This window comes from Gordonia humi (assembly GCF_014197435.1).
GTDB lineage: Bacteria > Actinomycetota > Actinomycetes > Mycobacteriales > Mycobacteriaceae > Gordonia > Gordonia humi.
In genome coordinates, this window is sequence record NZ_JACIFP010000001.1 from 1,058,525 (window position 1) to 1,076,050 (window position 17,526).

Sequence of the window (17,526 nt, forward strand, 5' to 3'; positions counted from 1 at the left end):
TTCACGGCGTTCGAGTCCGGCATGGTGTACGGGGCGTGCGATAGTAGGCTATCGGTGATGACCATTGTCTATTTCGTGATTGCGGCGCTCGCACTGGCCGGTGCGGTGGTACTGCTGTGGCTCGACCGTAACCGGTCCGAGAAGGTCCACCACCAGCGTGCAGTGTGGGGCGAGACGCACTCCTTCAAGTTCCGCGACAGCGACAGCAAGCTGCGCACCGTCTTCAAGCGTGCCGCCATGGACGCGCCGGAGCACGTGGAGGTGCGCGACGTGGCCTACGGCGTCTACGACGGCGCCGAAGCGGTCGTGTTCGATCTGGAGGAGACTGCGACGGTCGTCGCCGTCCGACGTCCGGCCGCGTCGTCGGTCACCGTCGACCTCCGGTACGAGGACGTCCTCGCCCCCGCGGAGGACGATGTCGATCTGCTCGGTGCGATGGGGGCGCGCGTGATGTTCGCGAGCAACCTCGACGCCGCGCGTCGGATCTGCGACCGGCGCATGGTGACGCTCGCGACCGAGACCCCGGCGTACCTCGAGATCCTGTGGAACGAGGGCAACTGGGTCCTCGGCTCCATGCCGGTCACGACCGACGACGAACGGCTCGACGTGGCCCTCGACACGGTGCGGCGTTTCGCCGACCTGCTGCGCGTGCTGCCGCCCGCCGTCGATCCGCAGGACTCGCCCGACCCCCGCGACCCGCACGGCCCGATCCGCGAGGAGTTGGCCGACGAGAAGACCGAGTCGCTGCGCGACAAGGAGCGTCGTCGCCGCGCCGAAGCCGCCGCGGCCGAGCGGTCCGCCCCGCCTCGCCGCGAGTCGCTGCTCGACCAGACTCCGCGCCCGCCGGCCCGTCCGGGACCCTCGTCCGACGAGCCGTCGCGCGTGGAGCCGTTCCGTCGGCCCGCACCGCAGCCCGGTCCGGTGGAGGTCGACCCCACACGGCCCGCACCGCAGCCGCGCACGTCGCGGATCGCGCCGCCGCCGGATCTGCCGCCGCGCACCGACCCGCGCGCCCGCTGACCCCGCCGCGTCGCCACAGTCCGGAAAGAGGAGTTCCACGTTGGACGCCGATCGCACACGCCTGGCCGAACTGGTCACCGAACTCGCCGTGGTCCACGGCCGGGTGACCCTGTCGTCCGGTAAAGAGGCCGACTACTACGTCGACCTGCGCCGTGCCACCCTGCACCACGAGGCGTCCCGCCTGATCGGGAAGCTGATGCGCGAGATGACCGCGGACTGGGATTACGCCTCCGTCGGCGGCCTCACTCTCGGCGCCGACCCCGTCGCCACCTCGATCATGCACACCGACGGCCGACCGATCGACACCTTCGTGGTCCGCAAGGCGGCCAAGACGCACGGTATGCAGCGCCGCATCGAAGGACCCGACATCACCGGCCGCAGAGTCCTCGTCGTGGAGGACACCTCGACCACCGGGGCGTCGCCGTCGCAGGCGGTCGAAGCCGCACGCGAGGCGGGCGCTGAAGTGGTCGGCGTCGCGACGGTCGTCGACCGGGCCACCGGTGCCGACGAGGTCATCGGCGCCCTCGGCGTGCCGTACCGGTCGCTCCTGGGACTCGCCGACCTCGGCCTTGCCTGAGTCGATCACCCCCGAACCGGATCCCGCCGCGGGACCCACCGAATGGATCACCGGTGTGGGACCGACCGTCGGCGTGCGACCGTGGGCCGACGAGCACCCCGATCGGACACCCGACGATCCGAGGCTGGATCCGAACCTCGTCGCCGAGGGCGACCGTCGCAACGTGGTCGACGAGTACCGGTACTTCTCGCGCGAGGCGATCATCGCCGATCTGGACACCCGCCGCCACGACTTCCACGTGGCCATCGAGAACTGGGCGCACGACGCCAACATCGGAACCGTCGTGCGGACCGCCAACGCCTTCCTGGCGGCCGAGGTGCACATCGTCGGGCGACGCCGCTGGAACCGGCGCGGGGCGATGGTCACCGATCGCTATCAGCATCTCCGGCATCATGAGAGCATCGACGACCTGATCGTGTGGGCTCACGAGAACGATCTGGTGGTGGTTGCCGTCGACAACACTCCGGGCGCGTCACGGCTGGAGACGGTCGAGCTTCCGCGTCGCTGCGTCCTGCTCTTCGGTCAGGAGGGACCGGGCGTCAGCGACCAGGCGCAGGAGACGGCGGCGATGACCGTCTCGATCGCCCAGTTCGGTTCCACGCGCAGCATCAACGCGGGCGTCGCCGCCGGAATCGTCATGCACCGATGGATCTCCGACCACGCCGACCTCGATCAGGCGTGGTGAGCAGGCTCAGACCCTCGTCAGCTTCAGGACCGGGATCACCCGGACGCCCTTGGTCTTCTCCTCGTAATCGGCGAATCCGGGGTAGCGACTCGCCTGTTCGGCGTAGATCCGGTCGCGATCGGCGCCGGTCACCTCGGTGACGGCGACGTCGAAGGTCTCCGTGCCGACCTCCACCGTCGCGCGGCCCGCGTCGACCAGGTTGTAGTAGTACGCCGGATTGGTCGGGGCTCCGGCCTTCGATGCGAAGATGTACAGCACCGACGGATCATCGCCGGGGAGATACATGAGCGGGGCGACGGTCTGTTTGCCCGACTTCCGGCCGACGTGGTGGACGAGGATCATGGGTGCGCCCTCGAACGGTCCGCCGACCCGCCCCTCGTTCGCGCGGAACTCCTCGATGATCTGCGTGTTCATATCGCTCACCTCCGCCAGGGTAGTGCCCGGGGCCGCGCGTCGTGCGGAAGTGGCGGATCGTTCGCGCATCTTCGCTCGACCGCGCCAAGTTACCGACCGGTAGTGAGATGAATCACAGAATCTGTTTCAATCTTCCCAACTTAAGTCGGGTGACTGATCATAGGTGAGTGCTGCGGGTCACAGTGGTCGTCGAGCGGGAGGAGGTGGACGTCAAACACGGTCGGACGACGCGGGCGCCAGCCAGAGGCCGAGCAGTCCGTCGACCATGGAGTCCGAGAATCCCTGCCACGACGACGAGTCGGAGGCGCCGAGTTCGTTCCGTCTGCGTTCGAAGTCGGCGTAGGTCGCGATCAGGCTGTTCTGGGACATCAGGTTGCGGACCCGGATCGCCTCCTCGGGGAGCGCGGGCAGCGATCCGTACATCCCGTTCAGCGTCGTCACCAGGGGCTGCGACTTCGCGGCCTCCCGATACAGCAGTTCGGCGGCCGACGGTGCAGTCGCCATCGCCAGCCAGAACTGCCCGAAATAGCACAGGCCCGGTCGGGTGCCGATGTACTCCAACTGCGGCCGGACGAGGCACCGCAGCCAATCGCGCAGCTCCGGCTCGTCGCCGATCTCGTCGACCGTGCGTGCTCTGATCACGTCGAGCGGTTCTTGATGGGACTCCAACAGGGCCGTGAGGAGGTCGGTGCGCGAACCGAAGTGGTATCCGACCGCGTAGTTGTTCGCCTGACCGGCGGCCTCGCTGATCTGCCGGTTCGACACGGCGTCCAGACCGCGCTCGGCGAACAGTCGCTCGGCCGCGGACAGCAACGCGACCCGCGTCTCATCCGATCGATCTCGCCTCACCGACACCATTGTTCCCCATCGTCGTCTGTTCCCCATCGTCGTCTGTTCCCCGTCGTCCTCGACTTCTCCACCGAAAGGTCTCACCCATGACTCTGTCCCGTCGCAGCTTCCTCACCGGAACCCTGATCGCCGGCACCTCGGCGGCCGGTCTGGCTGTCAGCGGTCTCGCCGGTGCCGCCCCGGGTCGCATCCGATCGGAGAGGTCCGAGCACCGGGTGATCGTCGTCGGCTCCGGATTCGGCGGCGCGATCACGGCGCTGCGACTCACGCGGGCGGGTGTGCCGGTGCTGCTGCTCGAACGCGGACGGGAGTGGAAGACGGGGCCGAACGCACACACCTTCCCGAATCCCACCCACCCCGACAAGCGGATCCTCTGGCACAAGAGCGCGCCGCAGATCTTCGGCCGACCGTTCTCGCCCGAGCCGTACGCGGGTCTGGTCGACGCCGTGGTCGGCGACGACATGACCGCGGTGACCGCCGCCGGACTCGGCGGGGGAAGCCTGCTGTACCAGGGCATGTCACTCGAACCGGCCGAGCACGTGTTCAACGAGCACCTGCCCGAGCAACTCGACTGGGCGCGCATGCACCGCGTGTACTACCCGCGAGTGTCCAGAATGCTGCGACTCGAGACCGCGCCCGACCGTCTGATCCAGACACCGCAGTACAGGGCCGCCCGTCTGTTCGCCGCGCGGGTCCGCAAGGCCGGGTTGCCCGTGTCGAAGATCCCGATGCCCATCGACTGGCAGTACGCACTCGACGAGATCGCCGGAAAGATGACACCGTCGTACACCGACGGCTCCGGTGCGCTCGGCGTCAACAACGGCGGCAAGCACAGCGTCGACACCAACTACATCGCGCAGGCGCGGGCCACCGGGCTGCTCACCGTCGCGACCCTGCACGAGGTGACCGACGTCGCGCGTGCTGCCGACGGTCGGTGGCGGCTGCAGGTGACCCAGACCGACGTCGGCGGGACCACCGTCGCACATAAGACCATGACCACGCCGACCCTCGTCATGGCCGCGGGCAGCGTCCACACGACGCGACTGCTGCTGCGGGCGCGAGAGGCCAACGGCGTCGACCTGCCTGACGGCGTCGGCCGCGGGTGGGGGACCAACGCCGACCGGATCTACGTGTGGACCGATCCGACTCTCGACTTCGGAGCGGTACAGGGCGGACCGGTCGTCTACGGCAGCCTCAACTGGGACCGGGCAGACACCGCGCACACCGTGATCCAGGCGGCGATCCCGTCGTTCGGGGTCGACGTCCACAGCACCATGATGGTCGGCTACGGAGTCAGTGACGCACGCGGCGCATTCCGCTACGACGCGTCCAGCGGGGACGCGAAGCTGCACTGGCCGGTCGACGGCGACCGGCGGATCCAGTGGGGTCACATCCACCCGACGGCGACGAGGATCGCCGGAAAGGGAGCGGTGCTCACCGACTCGAATCGATTCCTCAACACCACCTGGCATCCGCTCGGCGGCGCCGCGATGGGCTCGGTGTGCGATCTGGAAGGCCGCGTCCGCGGGCAGAAGGGCCTCTACGTGATCGACGGTGCTCTGCTCCCGGGCACAGCCGCCGCCTGCAACCCGTCCATGACGATCGCGGCCGTGGCCGAGCGGGCGCTCGATCGGATCGTCGCGAACGACGTGGGGTCGATCATCTGATCGTGCGGGTCACCGGCCCCAGCCTGGACTCGACGCGGCCGAGGACAACTGGATGGGGTCGTCGACGTCGGCGACCAGCGCCACCGTGTATCCGGATCGTCGGCCCACCATGAACTCGGTGACGCTGCGATGGTCACCGCCGACGACCGCCATCTTCTGTCCGCGCGTGGACAGTTCGCGGGCGAGGGCGGCGACGTCGTCGTCGCCGAGGATGAGGAGGGGGATGTCTGTCGGGGAGATCGTCGAGTTCTTCATGACTCCACGATGATCGGCGAACCTGGGACGACGGTGCGTCTACGGTGTGCATCGTCTGGACACGGATCGAGCGGAGTCGAGACCTCGACTCCGCTCGATCCGCGGCTCGTGTTCTCTCAGTCGAGAGTGACCGACTCCTCTTTGCCGTTGCGACGGCGGCGCAGCCATTCGAAGACCATCGGCAGCACCGAGACCAGGACGATCACGATGAAGATCGGTTCGATGAGCTTCTGGATGATGTCGAACTGGCCGAGCCAGTAGCCCAGGAGCACGATGCCGGCGCCCCAGACGATCGCGCCGACGATGTTGTAGATCGTGAAGACGGCGAACTTCATCCGGGCGGCACCCGCGACGATCGGCGCGAGGGTGCGCACGATCGGGACGAAGCGCGCCAGGAAGATCGTGACCGGACCGCGCTTCTCGAAGAAGGCGTGCGCCTCGTCCAGATACTTCTGCTTGAGGAAGCGGGCGTCCGGTCTGAACATGGACGTGCCCGCGTACCGGCCGATCCAGTAGCCGATCTGGCCACCGATGATCGCGGCGATCGGCACGGAGATGCAGAGGATCCAGACGTTGAAGTTCGCGTCGGCCACCTTCGCCGCGTGTTCGCCGGATGCGCTGCCCGCCGCGATCAGTCCCGCGACGAACAGCAGTGAATCACCGGGGAGGATCGGGAAGAGGACGCCGGATTCGATGAGAATCACGATCAACAGTCCGGCGAGGGCCCACGTTCCGAAGTACCCGATCAGGTTGAACGGGTCCATGAAGCTTGGCATCAGCGCGACGTTCGTCGTGGTCTCGGCGAGAAGAGTGTCGATCACGGGTACCGACCCTACCGTTGATTCCTTCCAGAATCCTTAAAGCGCCCGGTGGGGGACCGGTCCCGAGTCGAAGCTCACCTGGCAAACTGTGGTGGAACCCGTAATAGAAGTGTGGATACGATCCACCGGCTCGACAGGACGTGAGTATGCCCATCGCAACACCGGAAAAGTATGCCGAGATGCTCGCCAAGGCGAAGTCGGAGGGCTACGCCTTCCCCGCCATCAACTGCACCTCGTCGGAGACGATCAACGCCGCCATCAAGGGCTTCGCCGACGCAGGGAGCGACGGCATCATCCAGTTCTCCACCGGCGGCGCCGAATTCGGCTCGGGCCTGGGTGTCAAGGACATGGTGACCGGCGCCGTGGCGCTCGCCGAGTTCGCCCATGTCGTCGCCGACAAGTACGACGTGACGATCGCCCTCCACACCGACCACTGCCCGAAGGACAAGCTCGACGGCTTCGTCCGTCCGCTCATCGAGATCTCCCGCGAGCGCGTCGAGGCCGGCCAGAACCCGCTGTTCCAGTCGCACATGTGGGACGGCTCGGCCGTGCCGATCGACGAGAACCTCGAGATCGCCAAGGAACTGCTCGCCGCGTCGAAGGCCGCGAAGATCATCCTCGAGGTCGAGATCGGCGTCGTCGGCGGAGAAGAGGACGGCGTCGAGAACGAGATCAACGAGAAGCTGTACACCTCGGTCGAAGACTTCGAGAAGACCGTCGACGCCCTCGGCACCGGCGAGAACGGCCAGTACCTGTTGGCCGCCACCTTCGGCAACGTCCACGGGGTCTACAAGCCGGGCGGGGTCAAGTTGCGCCCGTCCGTCCTGAAGGACGGTCAGGACGCCGCGATCGCCAAGCTCGGTCTCGACGCCGACGCCAAGCCGTTCGACTTCGTCTTCCACGGCGGCTCCGGCTCGGCCAGAAGCGAGATCGAAGAGGCCGTCGGCTACGGCGTCATCAAGATGAACGTCGACACCGACACCCAGTACGCGTTCACGCGCCCCGTCGCCGGCCACATGATGAGCAACTACGACGGCGTCCTCAAGGTCGACGGCGAGGTCGGCAACAAGAAGGTCTACGACCCGCGCAGCTACCTCAAGAAGGCGGAGGCCTCGATGACCGAGCGCGTCGTCGAAGCCTGCAACGACCTCGGTTCGTCCGGCAAGACCATCGGTCGCTGACGCCGGCCGATACGAGACAGCCTGCCGACACGAGACAGCGGGCTGACACGAGACAGCGGGCTGACACGAGACAAATGGGGCGCCCGGACCGTGAGGTCCGGGCGCCCCTTTGTCGACGGTCGATCAGTTCAGCGACTTGCAGACCTTCCAGTCGTCGCCGACCTTCTGCAGAGTGATCTGGGCGGGGACCTTCTTCGACGGGTCGCCCGAGTTGTACAGGTCGACGCCGACACGGGCGGTGTCGCCGTCGATGGCCACCGCGTTCACCTCGTCGAACCGCATGAGTTCGTTGCGATCCTTCTGTGTGGCGTAGGCCTTCGCGAACTCCTCGTCGGAGATCTTCGAGTAGTACGCGTTGTCCGCACCGCACGTCACCTCGCGCAGCGTCGACAGGTCGCCGCCGTTCATCGCCTCCTGGTACGACGTCGCCGCATCGGCGACCTTCGACTCGGGCGAATCGTCGCTGAACATGTAGAACGCCCCGATCACGATCGCGACGACCACCACGAGGACGGCGACGGCCGCGGCGATCACCTTGCCGCGACCCTTCTTCGCCGGTTCGGTGGCGGGCGCGATCACCTGCGGACCGGGCTGGGCCGGAGCGGGGGCGGTCGGCCGCGGAGCGGACGGCTTCTGCGTGCTGATCTTCGCAGTGGTAGCCGCGGCCGCGGCAGCCGCGGCCGCAGCGGGAACCGCGATCTGCTCGGTCGGCGTCGCATCGGCGCTCGACTCGGTCTCCGGCTCCTCGGTCTCCGGCTCCTTGGTCTCCGCGGCGGCCGCGTCGTCCTCGGACGCCGATTCGGCGGCGACGAGATCGACCGACTCCTCCACCACCTCGGGCTTCGGCTGGGAATCGTCGGCGCTCGGTCGGGCGTCGGTCTCCGAGACGTCGGTCTCCGGAGCGTCGGCCGACAGTTCCTCGCCGACCACCGTCTCCTCGACCAACCCGTCCGTCTCCTCGACCAACCCGTCCGATGGTGAGCCGTGGTCGTCCGCGTCGGCCGATGCCGAGGCGTCGGCGTCGGATGTCGCCTCATCGGAGGCCGCGTCATCGGATGTCGCGTCATCGGATGTCGCCTCATCGGATGTCTCGGTGTCGTCGGAGGACTCTCCAGCGGCCGCCGTCACCTGGGCAGGCACCTTGAACGCCCGGGTGGGCGACTCCGAATCGCCGCCCTTGGGCTGGAGAGCGGCGGCCGCACCGTCGAGTTTCACGACAGGGGTCGGCTCGTCGGCGGGCGTCGTCGACTCGTCTGCGGGCTCGTCCTTCGCCTGCTCGCGGCGTGCGCGGAAGGCACCGACGACCTTGTCGATGGCGGCAGACTTGTCGTTGTCCGAATCAGGCATCTCGCTCAATCTCGTGTCGCGTGGAGGTCACCGCGCCTATGGCGCGCTGCCATAGAGTATCGAATCCGTGCGACAACAGCCTCCTCGCGCAGCGCGCCGGAAGTGATTGAATGACACGGTGACCTCATTCGGAGACCTCCTCGGACCACCGCCCACCCTCCTCCCCGGCGACGACGAAGCAGAATCAGACCTGCTCAACGGCGCCGACCCGGCAGCCGTCGCAGCCGCGCACCCGACCGCGTCGATCGCCTGGGCCCACCTCGCCGAAGCCTCGCTCGACGGCGAACCCGACACCGCCCGCATCGTCGCCGCATACGCCTATGCCCGCACCGGCTACCATCGCGGTCTCGACCAGCTCCGTCGCAACGGCTGGAAGGGCTTCGGTCCGGTGCCCTGGAGCCACGAGCAGAACCAGGGTTTCCTGCGCTGCGTCGGCGCCCTCGCCCGCGCCGCGAACGCAGTGGGCGAAGAAGACGAGTACCTCCGCTGCCTCGACCTCCTCAACGACAGCGACCCCAACGCCATCGGCGAACTCGGCCTGGACTGACCCGGTTGCGCCCCGCCCGAGCCATTCGCGACGCCGGTCACGCAGGTGATCAGGCGCTCGTCTCCTTGCGCTCGCGGCTGGCGGCGAAGATACCCGGGTTCCTGCTCGTCCGCCTCCGACGACTCTGGCTCGCCGCAGTACCGATCCTGCAGTGCGCCATCGCCGCCGGACTCGCCTGGTGGATCGCCGCCGACGTGCTCCACCACGAACGGCCGTTCTTCGCGCCGATCGCCGCCGTCGTCTCCCTCGGGCTGTCCCTGGCCAAACGATGGCGGCGCTCGGTGGAACTCATCGGCGGCGTGCTCATCGGAATCATCGTCGGCGACGCCGTCATCTCCTTCCTCGGCGAAGGCGGATGGCAGATCACCGTCGTCGTCGCCATCGCCATGAGCGTCGCCGTCTTCCTCGACAAGGGCGTCATGATCCCGCTGCAGGCGTCGTCGTCGGCGGTCCTCATCGCCACGCTCATCCCACCCGGCGTGAGCAGTTTCGGCCGCGCGATCGACGCGCTCATCGGCGGCGGCGTCGGCATCCTCGTCGTCGCCGTGGTTCCGGTGAACCCCGCGCGACGAGCCCGTCGCGACGCCGCGGGAATCCTCGAGAAGCTCCGCGACCTGTCCGGCGATCTCGCGATGGCACTGCGACTCGAGGACGAGGAAGGACTCGACCAGGTCCTCGCCACCGCCCGCGGCACGCAGGGGGAGATCGACTCCCTGCGCGCCGACGTCACCGCCGGTCAGGAGATCGGCCGCATCTCCCCGCTCCACTGGAGTTCCCGCGAGCGCATCAAACGCATCGCCGCCACCGCCGATCCCATCGACAACGCCGTCCGCAACTTCCGCGTCATCTGCCGTCGCGCGGTCGGAGTCACCCGACGCGGGATCGTCGTCGAACCCGAGATCATCGACATCATCGACGGCCTCCAAGTCGGTTTCGAGACGCTTCGCGCCATGATGATGTCGCAACCGGGGGAGACGCCCGACCAGGCCGACGCCGCTCGCGTCATTCGCACCATCGTCCGCACGGCCCGACTGTCCATCGCCGAACGCGTCGACGATCTGTCCGAAGCGGCCATGCTGGCCGAACTGCGGTCGCTGCTCGTCGACATGCTGATGGTGGCGGGGCTCAAGAAGTCGTCGGCGGTGGCGCAGCTGCATCTGACCGAGTGATGCCTTCCTCCGTGTGACCGCGGTGAATCAGCTGTTGGTACATACGATCAGCCTCACCTAACTCTTGACATATTCGCTGATGCGCATATATTGAGGTCATGGGTAGCGAACACGGACATGAGGGGCACAGCCACGGGCCCAGCGCGGCCGATCTCGCGGCAGGGGCCACGGATCGTCGGCTGTGGCCGATGGCCGTGTCGGTGGTCATCATCGGTGGATTCTTCGTCGTCGAACTGGTCAGCGGACTCGTGTTCGGGTCGCTCGCGCTGGTCGCCGACGCCGGACACATGCTGACCGATGTGGTCGCCCTCGTCATGGGGCTGTCGGCGCTGCTGCTGGCCAGGCACGGAAAGATCACCGACGGACGCAGCTTCGGCTGGTACCGCGCCGAAGTGTTCACCGCCGTCGTCAACGCGGTGCTGCTCATCGGAGTCGGCGTGTTCGTGCTCGTCGAGGCCGTCCGCCGCATCGGAACGGACCCGGAGGTGCCGGGCGGACCGATGATCGTCGTCGCCGTCCTCGGACTGCTCGCCAACCTCGTCGTGATGGGACTCCTGCGCGTCGACGCCAAGGGCTCCATCGCGGTCCGCGGCGCGTACCTGGAGGTTCTCGCCGACGCCGTCGGCAGCGTCGGGGTACTCGTCGCCGGAATCGTCGCCCTGACCACCGGATGGGGCTACGCCGACCTCATCGTCGCCGTCCTCATCGCCCTCTGGGTGGTCCCGCGCGCACTCAGACTGGCGGGCGACGCCCTGCGCATCCTCAACCAGCAGGCGCCGTCGCACGTGGACCTCGCGGCGCTGCGCACCGAACTCGAAGCCCTGCCCGGCGTCGACGACGTCCACGACCTCCACGTCTGGTCGGTCACCACCGGCATGGACGTCGTCACCGTCCACCTGACCAGTTCCGGCGACCACTGCCGCGTGCTCGCCGACGCGCGGGAGCTCCTCGACGCCAAGGGACTCGAACACGCGACGGTTCAGATCGAGGCGGTCGAGTCGCCGTGCGCGGACGAACTGACGTGGTGAGCGCCCACCGCAGGTCGATCGTCGCCGCGGAGCGGCTCCCGCCGCGATCGGCTAGAGCCAGAACGCGAACAGATGCCAGCCGTACCAGATGAAGCCCGTCTCCAGGCCGAACAGGTGCATCACGCCCATCACGAGGCTGAAGAACGCGTCGTTGAGCGGCGGCAGCCACAGCAGCACCAGCAGGATCAGGAAGCCGAACGGCGCGATCTTCGCCGCGGCGCGGCGTACGTCCCACGACAGATACGGCTCGATCGCTCCGTAGCCGTCGAAGCCCGGCACCGGAATCAGATTCAAGATCAACGCGGTGAACTGTAGGAACGCGAGCATCGAGAGCGCGGCCCACAGATTCGCGTTGCCGGCGGAGATCGGCATCGCCACCAGGACGAGGCACAGCACCACACCGAGGACCAGATTCGCGGCCGGCCCGGCCAACGACACCCTGGTGCGCTGCGACCGGGTGAACCCGGCCTGATTCACGTAGACGGCGCCGCCCGGGAAACCGATGCCGCCCAACGCGATGATCAACAGCGGCAACGCGATCGACAGACCCGGATGGGTGTACTTCAACGGATTCAACGTCAGGTAGCCGCGCAGTTCGGTGGAACGGTCGCCGTACCGGAACGCCGTGAACGCGTGTCCGAACTCGTGCAGGCACAGCGAGATCACCCAGCCCGAGAGGACCAGCAGGATCGCGCCGAGCGTCGCTGTCGCCGAGTCCTCGTATCCGGACGAGACGAGGATCGCGACGCCTGCGGCGAAAGCGACGCACAGACCCAGGAACACCGGACCCGGGCGCACCGACTTCAGTGCGGCGACGGCGGGGGTGCTCACGTGCCGACGAGCTTCCAGTCGATGTGATGCCGGTAGAACGTCGATCGCTTCACCGTGCGCTCGGTGACGACGCCCTCGCGCTCCACCACGAGATTGCTGCCCCCGGTCTGCACCGCCCGGCCCTGCTTCCAGCCGCCGGGCAGCCACCGCGCGACACGCCCGCGCACTCCCGGCTCGCTGAGGATCGGCTCGATCTCCACGGCGTCCACCTCACCGTCGAACAGACGCTCCGAGTCGACGTACGTCTCACCGTGCAGCTTGGCGCCCTCGGCGCCGAGATGGCGGGCCCGACCGACCAGCACCGTCGCCGCGTCGTCGCGGATCAACGGCAGGCTCTGCGCCACGCCCGACTCGGCGAGCGCCATCGCGTTGGCTCCGTGCTTGAGGTTGTACACCTTGGTCGCCGGCGTCTCATGCGGTGCGACATAAGCGATCTCGACATCCAGTCGGTCCTGCTTCATGATCGCGGCAACGATCTCCGAGAGGAACACGTCCGGCTGCACCCCGGACTCGTCGGCGGTCGGCGGGGCGACGATCACCCGGGTCAGGTCGGGGTCCTCGAGGGCCTGGGCGACCAGAACCGCGGTAGTCGGCCCGTCCGCGGCGCCGATAGTCGGGGCGAGAAGTGTAGATGACACGGCTACCAGGGTAACGGCGGGCGGACCCCGATCGATGGACTCGGGGTCTGCGGGCCGTGTCCGACCCAGTAGGGTGGACCCGAACTAAGAGGAGCGCGAGGACTATGGCTGCGATTGTGCTGATCGGCGCCCAATGGGGCGACGAAGGCAAGGGGAAAGCGACTGATCTGCTCGGTGGGAAGCTGCAGTGGGTGGTCCGCTACCAGGGCGGAAACAACGCCGGACACACAGTGGTCCTGCCGAACGGCGAGACCTTCGCCCTCCACCTCATCCCGTCCGGAATCCTGACCCCCGGCGTCAACAACGTGATCGGCAACGGCGTCGTCGTCGATCCGAGCGTCCTGCTGAGCGAGGTCGAAGGCCTCGAGGCCCGCGACGTCGACACCGAGCGTCTGCTGATCTCGGCCGACGCGCACCTGCTGATGCCGTACCACGTGGCGATCGACAAGGTGACCGAGCGATTCCTCGGCAACAGCAAGATCGGCACTACCGGGCGCGGCATCGGCCCGTGCTACCAGGACAAGATCGCCCGCGTCGGCGTTCGCGTCGCCGATGTGCTCGACGAGAAGATCCTCACCCAGAAGGTCGAGGCGGCCCTCGAGGTGAAGAACCAGATCCTCACCAAGATCTACAACCGCAAGGGGCTGGATCCGCAGGAGGTCGTCGACGGCACCCTCGAACTCGCCGAAGGCTTCAAGCACCGGATCTCCGACACCCGCCTGCTCCTGAACCAGGCACTCGAACGCGGCGAGACGATCCTGCTGGAAGGCTCGCAGGGCACCCTGCTCGACGTCGACCACGGCACGTACCCGTACGTCACCTCGTCGAACCCGACCGCGGGCGGCGCGGCCGTCGGCGCGGGCATCGGTCCCGGCCGCATCGACACCGTCCTCGGCATCCTCAAGGCGTACACCACGCGCGTCGGCGAGGGCCCGTTCCCGACCGAGCTGTTCGACGAGTGGGGCGAGTACCTGGCCAAGACCGGCGGCGAGGTCGGTGTCACCACCGGCCGCGCGCGGCGCACCGGTTGGTTCGACGCCGTGATCGCTCGCTACGCGACTCGCGTCAACGGCATCACCGACTACTTCCTGACCAAGCTCGACGTCCTGTCCAGCCTGGACACCATTCCGATCTGCGTCGCCTACGAGGTCGACGGCGAGCGCGTCGACGACATGCCGATGACGCAGACCGGCTTCCATCACGCGAAGCCGATCTACGAGGAGATGCCCGGCTGGTGGGAGGACATCTCCGGCTGCCGGACCTTCGAGGAACTTCCCACGAACGCGCAGAACTACATCCTCCGGCTCGAAGAGCTCTCCGGCGCGCACATGTCGTGCATCGGCGTCGGACCCGGCCGCGATCAGACCATCGTGCGGCGCGAGATCGTCTGACCCGGAGACGAAGACAGGTGTGGCGACCGAGCTTCAACCGTGACTACGGTTCGATTCTGCTCGGATCCGCCGACCAGTCGATGCGCGTACAGCGGATCCGGATCCAACTCTGGCTGACATTCGCGGTGGTCACGGCCAACCTCATCGGCATCGTCATCGCGATCAGTCTGGTGCTGTTCGGCATACCTGAGCCGACGTTCCTGCGTGGCGATCTGGTGCTGATCAACTTCGTCGCCGCCCCGCTGTACATCGTCGGGGCGTTGATCCTCGGTGTCAGCGTCGGCACGGCGTCGACGGTCCGTGCGGTGCGCTGGTCGATCGACGACCGGGTTCCGTCCCGCAGGGATGCGCGACGAGCCCGCAAGTCCCAGCGTCGCCTCGTCATGCTGCAGGGTGTGCTGTGGTTCGGCGGGGCCGCGGTCCTCGGGCTGCTGTACGGGCTCGTCGATCCCGAGCTGATTCCCAAAGCCGTCCTCATCACGTTGATGTGCGGCCTCGTCGTGGTGTCGATCGCGAGTCTGTTCACCGAGACCCTCCTGCGTCCGGTGTGGGCCAAGATCATGGAGGCGGGGCTCGACACGCGAGGCACGTCGGTCCGCTCGCGTGCGATCACGAGTTGGCTCATCGGCACCGGAGTCCCTCTACTGGGCATCACGCTCGTGGTGCTGTTCGGCGCGCTGCGCGAGGAGACCAGCAAGTCCGTGATGTTCGTGTCGGTGACGGTCCTCGCCGTCGTCGCGGGCGCCGTCGGTCTGCTGACCACCTTCCTGTTCGTCTGGAGCATCACCGGTCCGCTGCAGAGCGTGCGCACCGGGATGGCGAGCGTCCGGCACGGCGACGTCGGCCGGGACGTCGACCTCGTCGTCTACGACGGCTCCGAGCTCGGCGAACTCCAGCACGGCTTCAACACGATGGTCGCCGGACTGCGGGAACAGGAACGCCTCCGCGACCTGTTCGGTCGCCACGTCGGGCGGGACGTCGCGGCGGCCGCACTGCGGCGCGATCCCGAACTAGGCGGCACCGAACAGGTCGTCGCCGTGATCTTCGTGGACGTCATCGGGTCGACGACTCTCGCCGAGAAACGTTCGCCCACCGAGGTCGTCGCCCTACTCAACCGCTTCTTCGCGGTGATCGTCGACGCCACCGAGCGCAACGGGGGACTGGTCAACAAGTTCGAGGGCGACGCCGTGCTGGCGATCTTCGGAGCCCCGGTGGAACTCGACGAGCCCGCCACCGCGGCGCTGACCGCGGCCCGGGAGATCGCCGACGGGCTCGCCGCCGGCGTTCCCGAGATCGCGGCGGGGATCGGCGTCAGCTACGGCACCGTGGTGGCAGGCAACGTCGGTGCGGTCCAGCGCTTCGAGTACACGGTGATCGGCGACCCGGTGAACGAGGGAGCGCGCCTCTCCGAGGTCGCCAAGGACGATCCGCGTCGGCCCGTCGCCTCCCAGCGTGCGATCGACGCGGCGTCGTCGGACGAGAGCGCGCGATGGACCCACTGGCGCGATGAGACCCTGCGCGGGCGGACCGAGCCGACGCCGGTCTACCGGGTGCTCGACCGACCTGTCTCCGGCCCCGATCGAGACCTCGCCCCGTAAACTCGGCCGCATGGCAACCGTGATCGGAACCCCGCTGTCTCCCAGCGCGGTCAGAGTCCTCCTTCTCGGCTCCGGCGAACTCGGCAAAGAGGTGACGATCGCCCTGCAGCGCTTCGGCGTCGAGGTGATCGCCGTCGACCGGTACGCCGACGCACCCGCGCACCAGGTGGCCCACCACGCCGAGGTCATCGACATGACCGACGCGGCGCAGGTCCGCGCCGTGATCGACAAGCACCGGCCGCACTATGTGCTCCCGGAGATCGAGGCGATCGCCACCGAGGCCCTCGAAGACGTCGAGAAGGAGGGCGTCGCCGAGGTCATCCCCAGCGCGAAGGCCGTGTCGGCCACGCTCGACCGCGAGCGGATCCGGCGCCTCGCCGACGAGGAGCTCGGACTCCCGACGTCGCCGTACCTGTTCGCCGGTTCGCTCGAGGAGATGCGCCGCGCCGTCGAGGCGATCGGCTATCCGTGCGTGGTGAAGCCGGTCATGTCGTCCTCGGGCAAGGGCCAGAGCGTCCTGTACGGGCCGGGCGACGTCGACGCCGCCTGGGAGTCGGCGCGCACCGGAGCCCGGGTCAACAACGACCGCGTGATCATCGAGGGCTTCGTCGACTTCGACTACGAGATCACCCTGCTCACGGTTCGCGCCGTCGACCCCGCGACCGGGGCGCTGGCGACCTACTTCTGCGACCCGATCGGGCACCGGCAGGTGGCCGGCGACTACGTCGAGAGCTGGCAGCCGCAGCCGATGAGCGAGATCGCATACGGCACCGCGCGGTCGGTGGCCGCGCGGATCGCGACGGCGATGGGCAACGGAGGAACCAGCGGGCGCGGCGTGTTCGGCGTCGAACTGTTCGTCAAGGGCGACGAGGTGTACTTCTCCGAGGTGAGTCCCCGCCCGCACGACACCGGCCTGGTCACGATGGCGTCGCAGCGACTCTCCGAGTTCGAGCTGCACGCGCGCGCCGTGCTCGGACTCCCCGTCGACACGAGCGCGGTGTCGCCCGGAGCCTCGGCGGTCGTCTACGGGCGGCACGACGCCGAGGGCATCAAGTTCGCCGGCGTGGCGCAGGCGCTGGCCGACCCCGCCGTCGATCTCCGGCTGTTCGGCAAGCCGGAGAGTTTCGCTCGGCGCCGCATGGGCGTCGTCCTCGCGGTCGGTCCCGACACCGAGACCGCCCGGCAGCGGGCCACCCGTGCCGCCGAACTCGTGCAGCCGCTGCTCGCCGACGCCGAGGAGCCGTCGGCTCCGCCGACCATCGGGCAGGAGACGGTCGCCATACCGCGACCGGACGCTCCGCCGCGTCCCGTGCACCCCGGTCCGCCGCCGCGTCGCCCGCATCCGGGTCCGCCGCAGCCGCCGCCGGGGCGGCCCGGCCCGGGGCGTCCGGGGCCCGCGGGACCGGCCGGACCGCGCCCGTCGGCACCGCCTCCGCCGCCCCCTCCCGGGCCTCGTCCGCCGGCCTGATTCCTGTCGTCCGTTCGTGGGCACTTGTCTCAGTAACCTG

General features: G+C 68.2%; 18 protein-coding genes. 11 read left to right on the forward strand and 7 right to left on the reverse strand.

Going from position 1 to position 17,526, the window contains the following annotated elements:
• Window positions 1-57: 57 nt before the first annotated feature.
• From BKA16_RS04750 to BKA16_RS04760, 3 genes are read left to right on the forward strand one after another with little or no spacing between them, the layout of a single operon-like run.
• Window positions 58-1,020 carry a type III secretion system chaperone family protein gene (locus tag BKA16_RS04750; protein WP_183369588.1) on the forward strand — a complete coding sequence of 321 codons (963 nt, stop codon included), beginning with the start codon at window positions 58-60 and terminating at the stop codon, window positions 1,018-1,020.
• A 40-nt stretch (window positions 1,021-1,060) separates the two neighbouring features.
• The gene (gene pyrE / locus BKA16_RS04755) at window positions 1,061-1,597 is read left to right on the forward strand and encodes an orotate phosphoribosyltransferase (RefSeq protein ID WP_183369589.1); all 537 of its coding nucleotides are present in this window, start codon (window positions 1,061-1,063) and stop codon (window positions 1,595-1,597) included.
• Window positions 1,590-2,282 carry a TrmH family RNA methyltransferase gene (locus BKA16_RS04760; RefSeq protein WP_183369590.1) on the forward strand — a complete coding sequence of 231 codons (693 nt, stop codon included), beginning with the start codon at window positions 1,590-1,592 and terminating at the stop codon, window positions 2,280-2,282. The genes pyrE and BKA16_RS04760 overlap by 8 nt, the downstream gene beginning before the upstream one ends.
• A gap of 6 nt (window positions 2,283-2,288) precedes the next feature.
• Here BKA16_RS04760 and BKA16_RS04765 read toward each other — a convergent pair whose 3' ends face one another.
• Together BKA16_RS04765 and BKA16_RS04770 are read right to left on the reverse strand one after the other, a co-directional pair.
• Entirely contained in the window at window positions 2,289-2,696 is a 408-nt protein-coding gene (locus BKA16_RS04765) for a nitroreductase family deazaflavin-dependent oxidoreductase (protein WP_382427821.1), read from the reverse strand.
• Between the two features lie 210 nt (window positions 2,697-2,906).
• Window positions 2,907-3,554: a TetR/AcrR family transcriptional regulator gene (locus BKA16_RS04770; protein ID WP_183369591.1), complete on the reverse strand. Its 648-nt coding sequence runs from the start codon at window positions 3,552-3,554 to the stop codon at window positions 2,907-2,909.
• A 77-nt stretch (window positions 3,555-3,631) separates the two neighbouring features.
• Here BKA16_RS04770 and BKA16_RS04775 point away from each other — a divergent pair, with 77 nt between their 5' ends.
• Window positions 3,632-5,212, forward strand: a complete 1,581-nt coding sequence (locus BKA16_RS04775) for a GMC oxidoreductase (RefSeq protein WP_183369592.1) — start codon at window positions 3,632-3,634, stop codon at window positions 5,210-5,212.
• A 9-nt stretch (window positions 5,213-5,221) separates the two neighbouring features.
• Here BKA16_RS04775 and BKA16_RS04780 read toward each other — a convergent pair whose 3' ends face one another.
• Together BKA16_RS04780 and BKA16_RS04785 are read right to left on the reverse strand one after the other, a co-directional pair.
• Window positions 5,222-5,467: a hypothetical protein gene (locus tag BKA16_RS04780; protein ID WP_246371653.1), complete on the reverse strand. Its 246-nt coding sequence runs from the start codon at window positions 5,465-5,467 to the stop codon at window positions 5,222-5,224.
• Between the two features lie 116 nt (window positions 5,468-5,583).
• Window positions 5,584-6,288, reverse strand: a complete 705-nt coding sequence (locus BKA16_RS04785) for a VTT domain-containing protein (RefSeq protein ID WP_183369593.1) — start codon at window positions 6,286-6,288, stop codon at window positions 5,584-5,586.
• A 146-nt stretch (window positions 6,289-6,434) separates the two neighbouring features.
• On the opposite strand from BKA16_RS04785, the gene fbaA reads away from it, so the two are divergent.
• On the forward strand, window positions 6,435-7,469 hold the full coding sequence (fbaA, locus tag BKA16_RS04790) for a class II fructose-bisphosphate aldolase (RefSeq protein ID WP_183369594.1): 1,035 nt from the start codon (window positions 6,435-6,437) through the stop codon (window positions 7,467-7,469).
• Window positions 7,470-7,592: 123 nt separating this feature from the next.
• On the opposite strand, the gene BKA16_RS04795 is transcribed toward fbaA, so the two are convergent.
• Window positions 7,593-8,816 (reverse strand): Rv0361 family membrane protein, encoded by a 1,224-nt coding sequence (locus tag BKA16_RS04795; RefSeq protein ID WP_183369595.1) that lies wholly within the window; start codon window positions 8,814-8,816, stop codon window positions 7,593-7,595.
• Window positions 8,817-8,934: 118 nt separating this feature from the next.
• Between BKA16_RS04795 and BKA16_RS04800 the strand changes: the two genes are divergently transcribed.
• The 3 genes from BKA16_RS04800 (at window position 8,935) to BKA16_RS04810 (ending at window position 11,560) form a co-directional block, all read left to right on the forward strand.
• Window positions 8,935-9,363: a DUF3151 family protein gene (locus tag BKA16_RS04800; RefSeq protein WP_183369596.1), complete on the forward strand. Its 429-nt coding sequence runs from the start codon at window positions 8,935-8,937 to the stop codon at window positions 9,361-9,363.
• Between the two features lie 65 nt (window positions 9,364-9,428).
• Window positions 9,429-10,532, forward strand: coding sequence for an FUSC family protein (locus tag BKA16_RS04805; protein WP_183372900.1), 1,104 nt, complete (start codon window positions 9,429-9,431; stop codon window positions 10,530-10,532).
• Window positions 10,533-10,630: 98 nt separating this feature from the next.
• A complete protein-coding gene (locus BKA16_RS04810; RefSeq protein WP_183369597.1) occupies window positions 10,631-11,560 on the forward strand; it encodes a cation diffusion facilitator family transporter in 930 nt (309 codons plus the stop codon).
• 51 nt (window positions 11,561-11,611) lie between these two features.
• On the opposite strand, the gene BKA16_RS04815 is transcribed toward BKA16_RS04810, so the two are convergent.
• Entirely contained in the window at window positions 11,612-12,391 is a 780-nt protein-coding gene (locus BKA16_RS04815; protein WP_183369598.1) for a site-2 protease family protein, read from the reverse strand.
• On the reverse strand, window positions 12,388-13,029 hold the full coding sequence (locus BKA16_RS04820) for a hypothetical protein (RefSeq protein ID WP_183369599.1): 642 nt from the start codon (window positions 13,027-13,029) through the stop codon (window positions 12,388-12,390). Before BKA16_RS04820 ends, BKA16_RS04815 begins: the two co-directional genes overlap by 4 nt.
• A 104-nt stretch (window positions 13,030-13,133) precedes the next feature.
• Here BKA16_RS04820 and BKA16_RS04825 point away from each other — a divergent pair, with 104 nt between their 5' ends.
• Genes BKA16_RS04825 through purT form a run of 3 tightly spaced genes read left to right on the forward strand, consistent with a single transcriptional unit; the run spans window position 13,134 to window position 17,486 of the window.
• Window positions 13,134-14,420: an adenylosuccinate synthase gene (locus BKA16_RS04825; RefSeq protein ID WP_183369600.1), complete on the forward strand. Its 1,287-nt coding sequence runs from the start codon at window positions 13,134-13,136 to the stop codon at window positions 14,418-14,420.
• A 17-nt stretch (window positions 14,421-14,437) separates the two neighbouring features.
• Window positions 14,438-16,018: an adenylate/guanylate cyclase domain-containing protein gene (locus BKA16_RS04830; RefSeq protein WP_387995922.1), complete on the forward strand. Its 1,581-nt coding sequence runs from the start codon at window positions 14,438-14,440 to the stop codon at window positions 16,016-16,018.
• A gap of 10 nt (window positions 16,019-16,028) precedes the next feature.
• The gene (gene purT, locus BKA16_RS04835; protein ID WP_183369601.1) at window positions 16,029-17,486 is read left to right on the forward strand and encodes a formate-dependent phosphoribosylglycinamide formyltransferase; all 1,458 of its coding nucleotides are present in this window, start codon (window positions 16,029-16,031) and stop codon (window positions 17,484-17,486) included.
• Window positions 17,487-17,526: the final 40 nt, after the last annotated feature.

What these genes read in the sequence shown, in the direction of transcription:
- BKA16_RS04765 (WP_382427821.1), bottom strand. Translation starts at nt 2,696, where the DNA reads ATGAACACGCAGATCATCGAGGAGTTCCGCGCGAACGAGGGGCGGGTC.
- purT (WP_183369601.1), top strand. Translation starts at nt 16,029, where the DNA reads ATGGCAACCGTGATCGGAACCCCGCTGTCTCCCAGCGCGGTCAGAGTC.
- BKA16_RS04810 (WP_183369597.1), top strand. Translation starts at nt 10,631, where the DNA reads ATGGGTAGCGAACACGGACATGAGGGGCACAGCCACGGGCCCAGCGCG.
- BKA16_RS04775 (WP_183369592.1), top strand. Translation starts at nt 3,632, where the DNA reads ATGACTCTGTCCCGTCGCAGCTTCCTCACCGGAACCCTGATCGCCGGC.
- BKA16_RS04780 (WP_246371653.1), bottom strand. Translation starts at nt 5,467, where the DNA reads ATGAAGAACTCGACGATCTCCCCGACAGACATCCCCCTCCTCATCCTC.
- BKA16_RS04750 (WP_183369588.1), top strand. Translation starts at nt 58, where the DNA reads ATGACCATTGTCTATTTCGTGATTGCGGCGCTCGCACTGGCCGGTGCG.
- BKA16_RS04770 (WP_183369591.1), bottom strand. Translation starts at nt 3,554, where the DNA reads ATGGTGTCGGTGAGGCGAGATCGATCGGATGAGACGCGGGTCGCGTTG.
- BKA16_RS04795 (WP_183369595.1), bottom strand. Translation starts at nt 8,816, where the DNA reads ATGCCTGATTCGGACAACGACAAGTCTGCCGCCATCGACAAGGTCGTC.
- BKA16_RS04825 (WP_183369600.1), top strand. Translation starts at nt 13,134, where the DNA reads ATGGCTGCGATTGTGCTGATCGGCGCCCAATGGGGCGACGAAGGCAAG.
- fbaA (WP_183369594.1), top strand. Translation starts at nt 6,435, where the DNA reads ATGCCCATCGCAACACCGGAAAAGTATGCCGAGATGCTCGCCAAGGCG.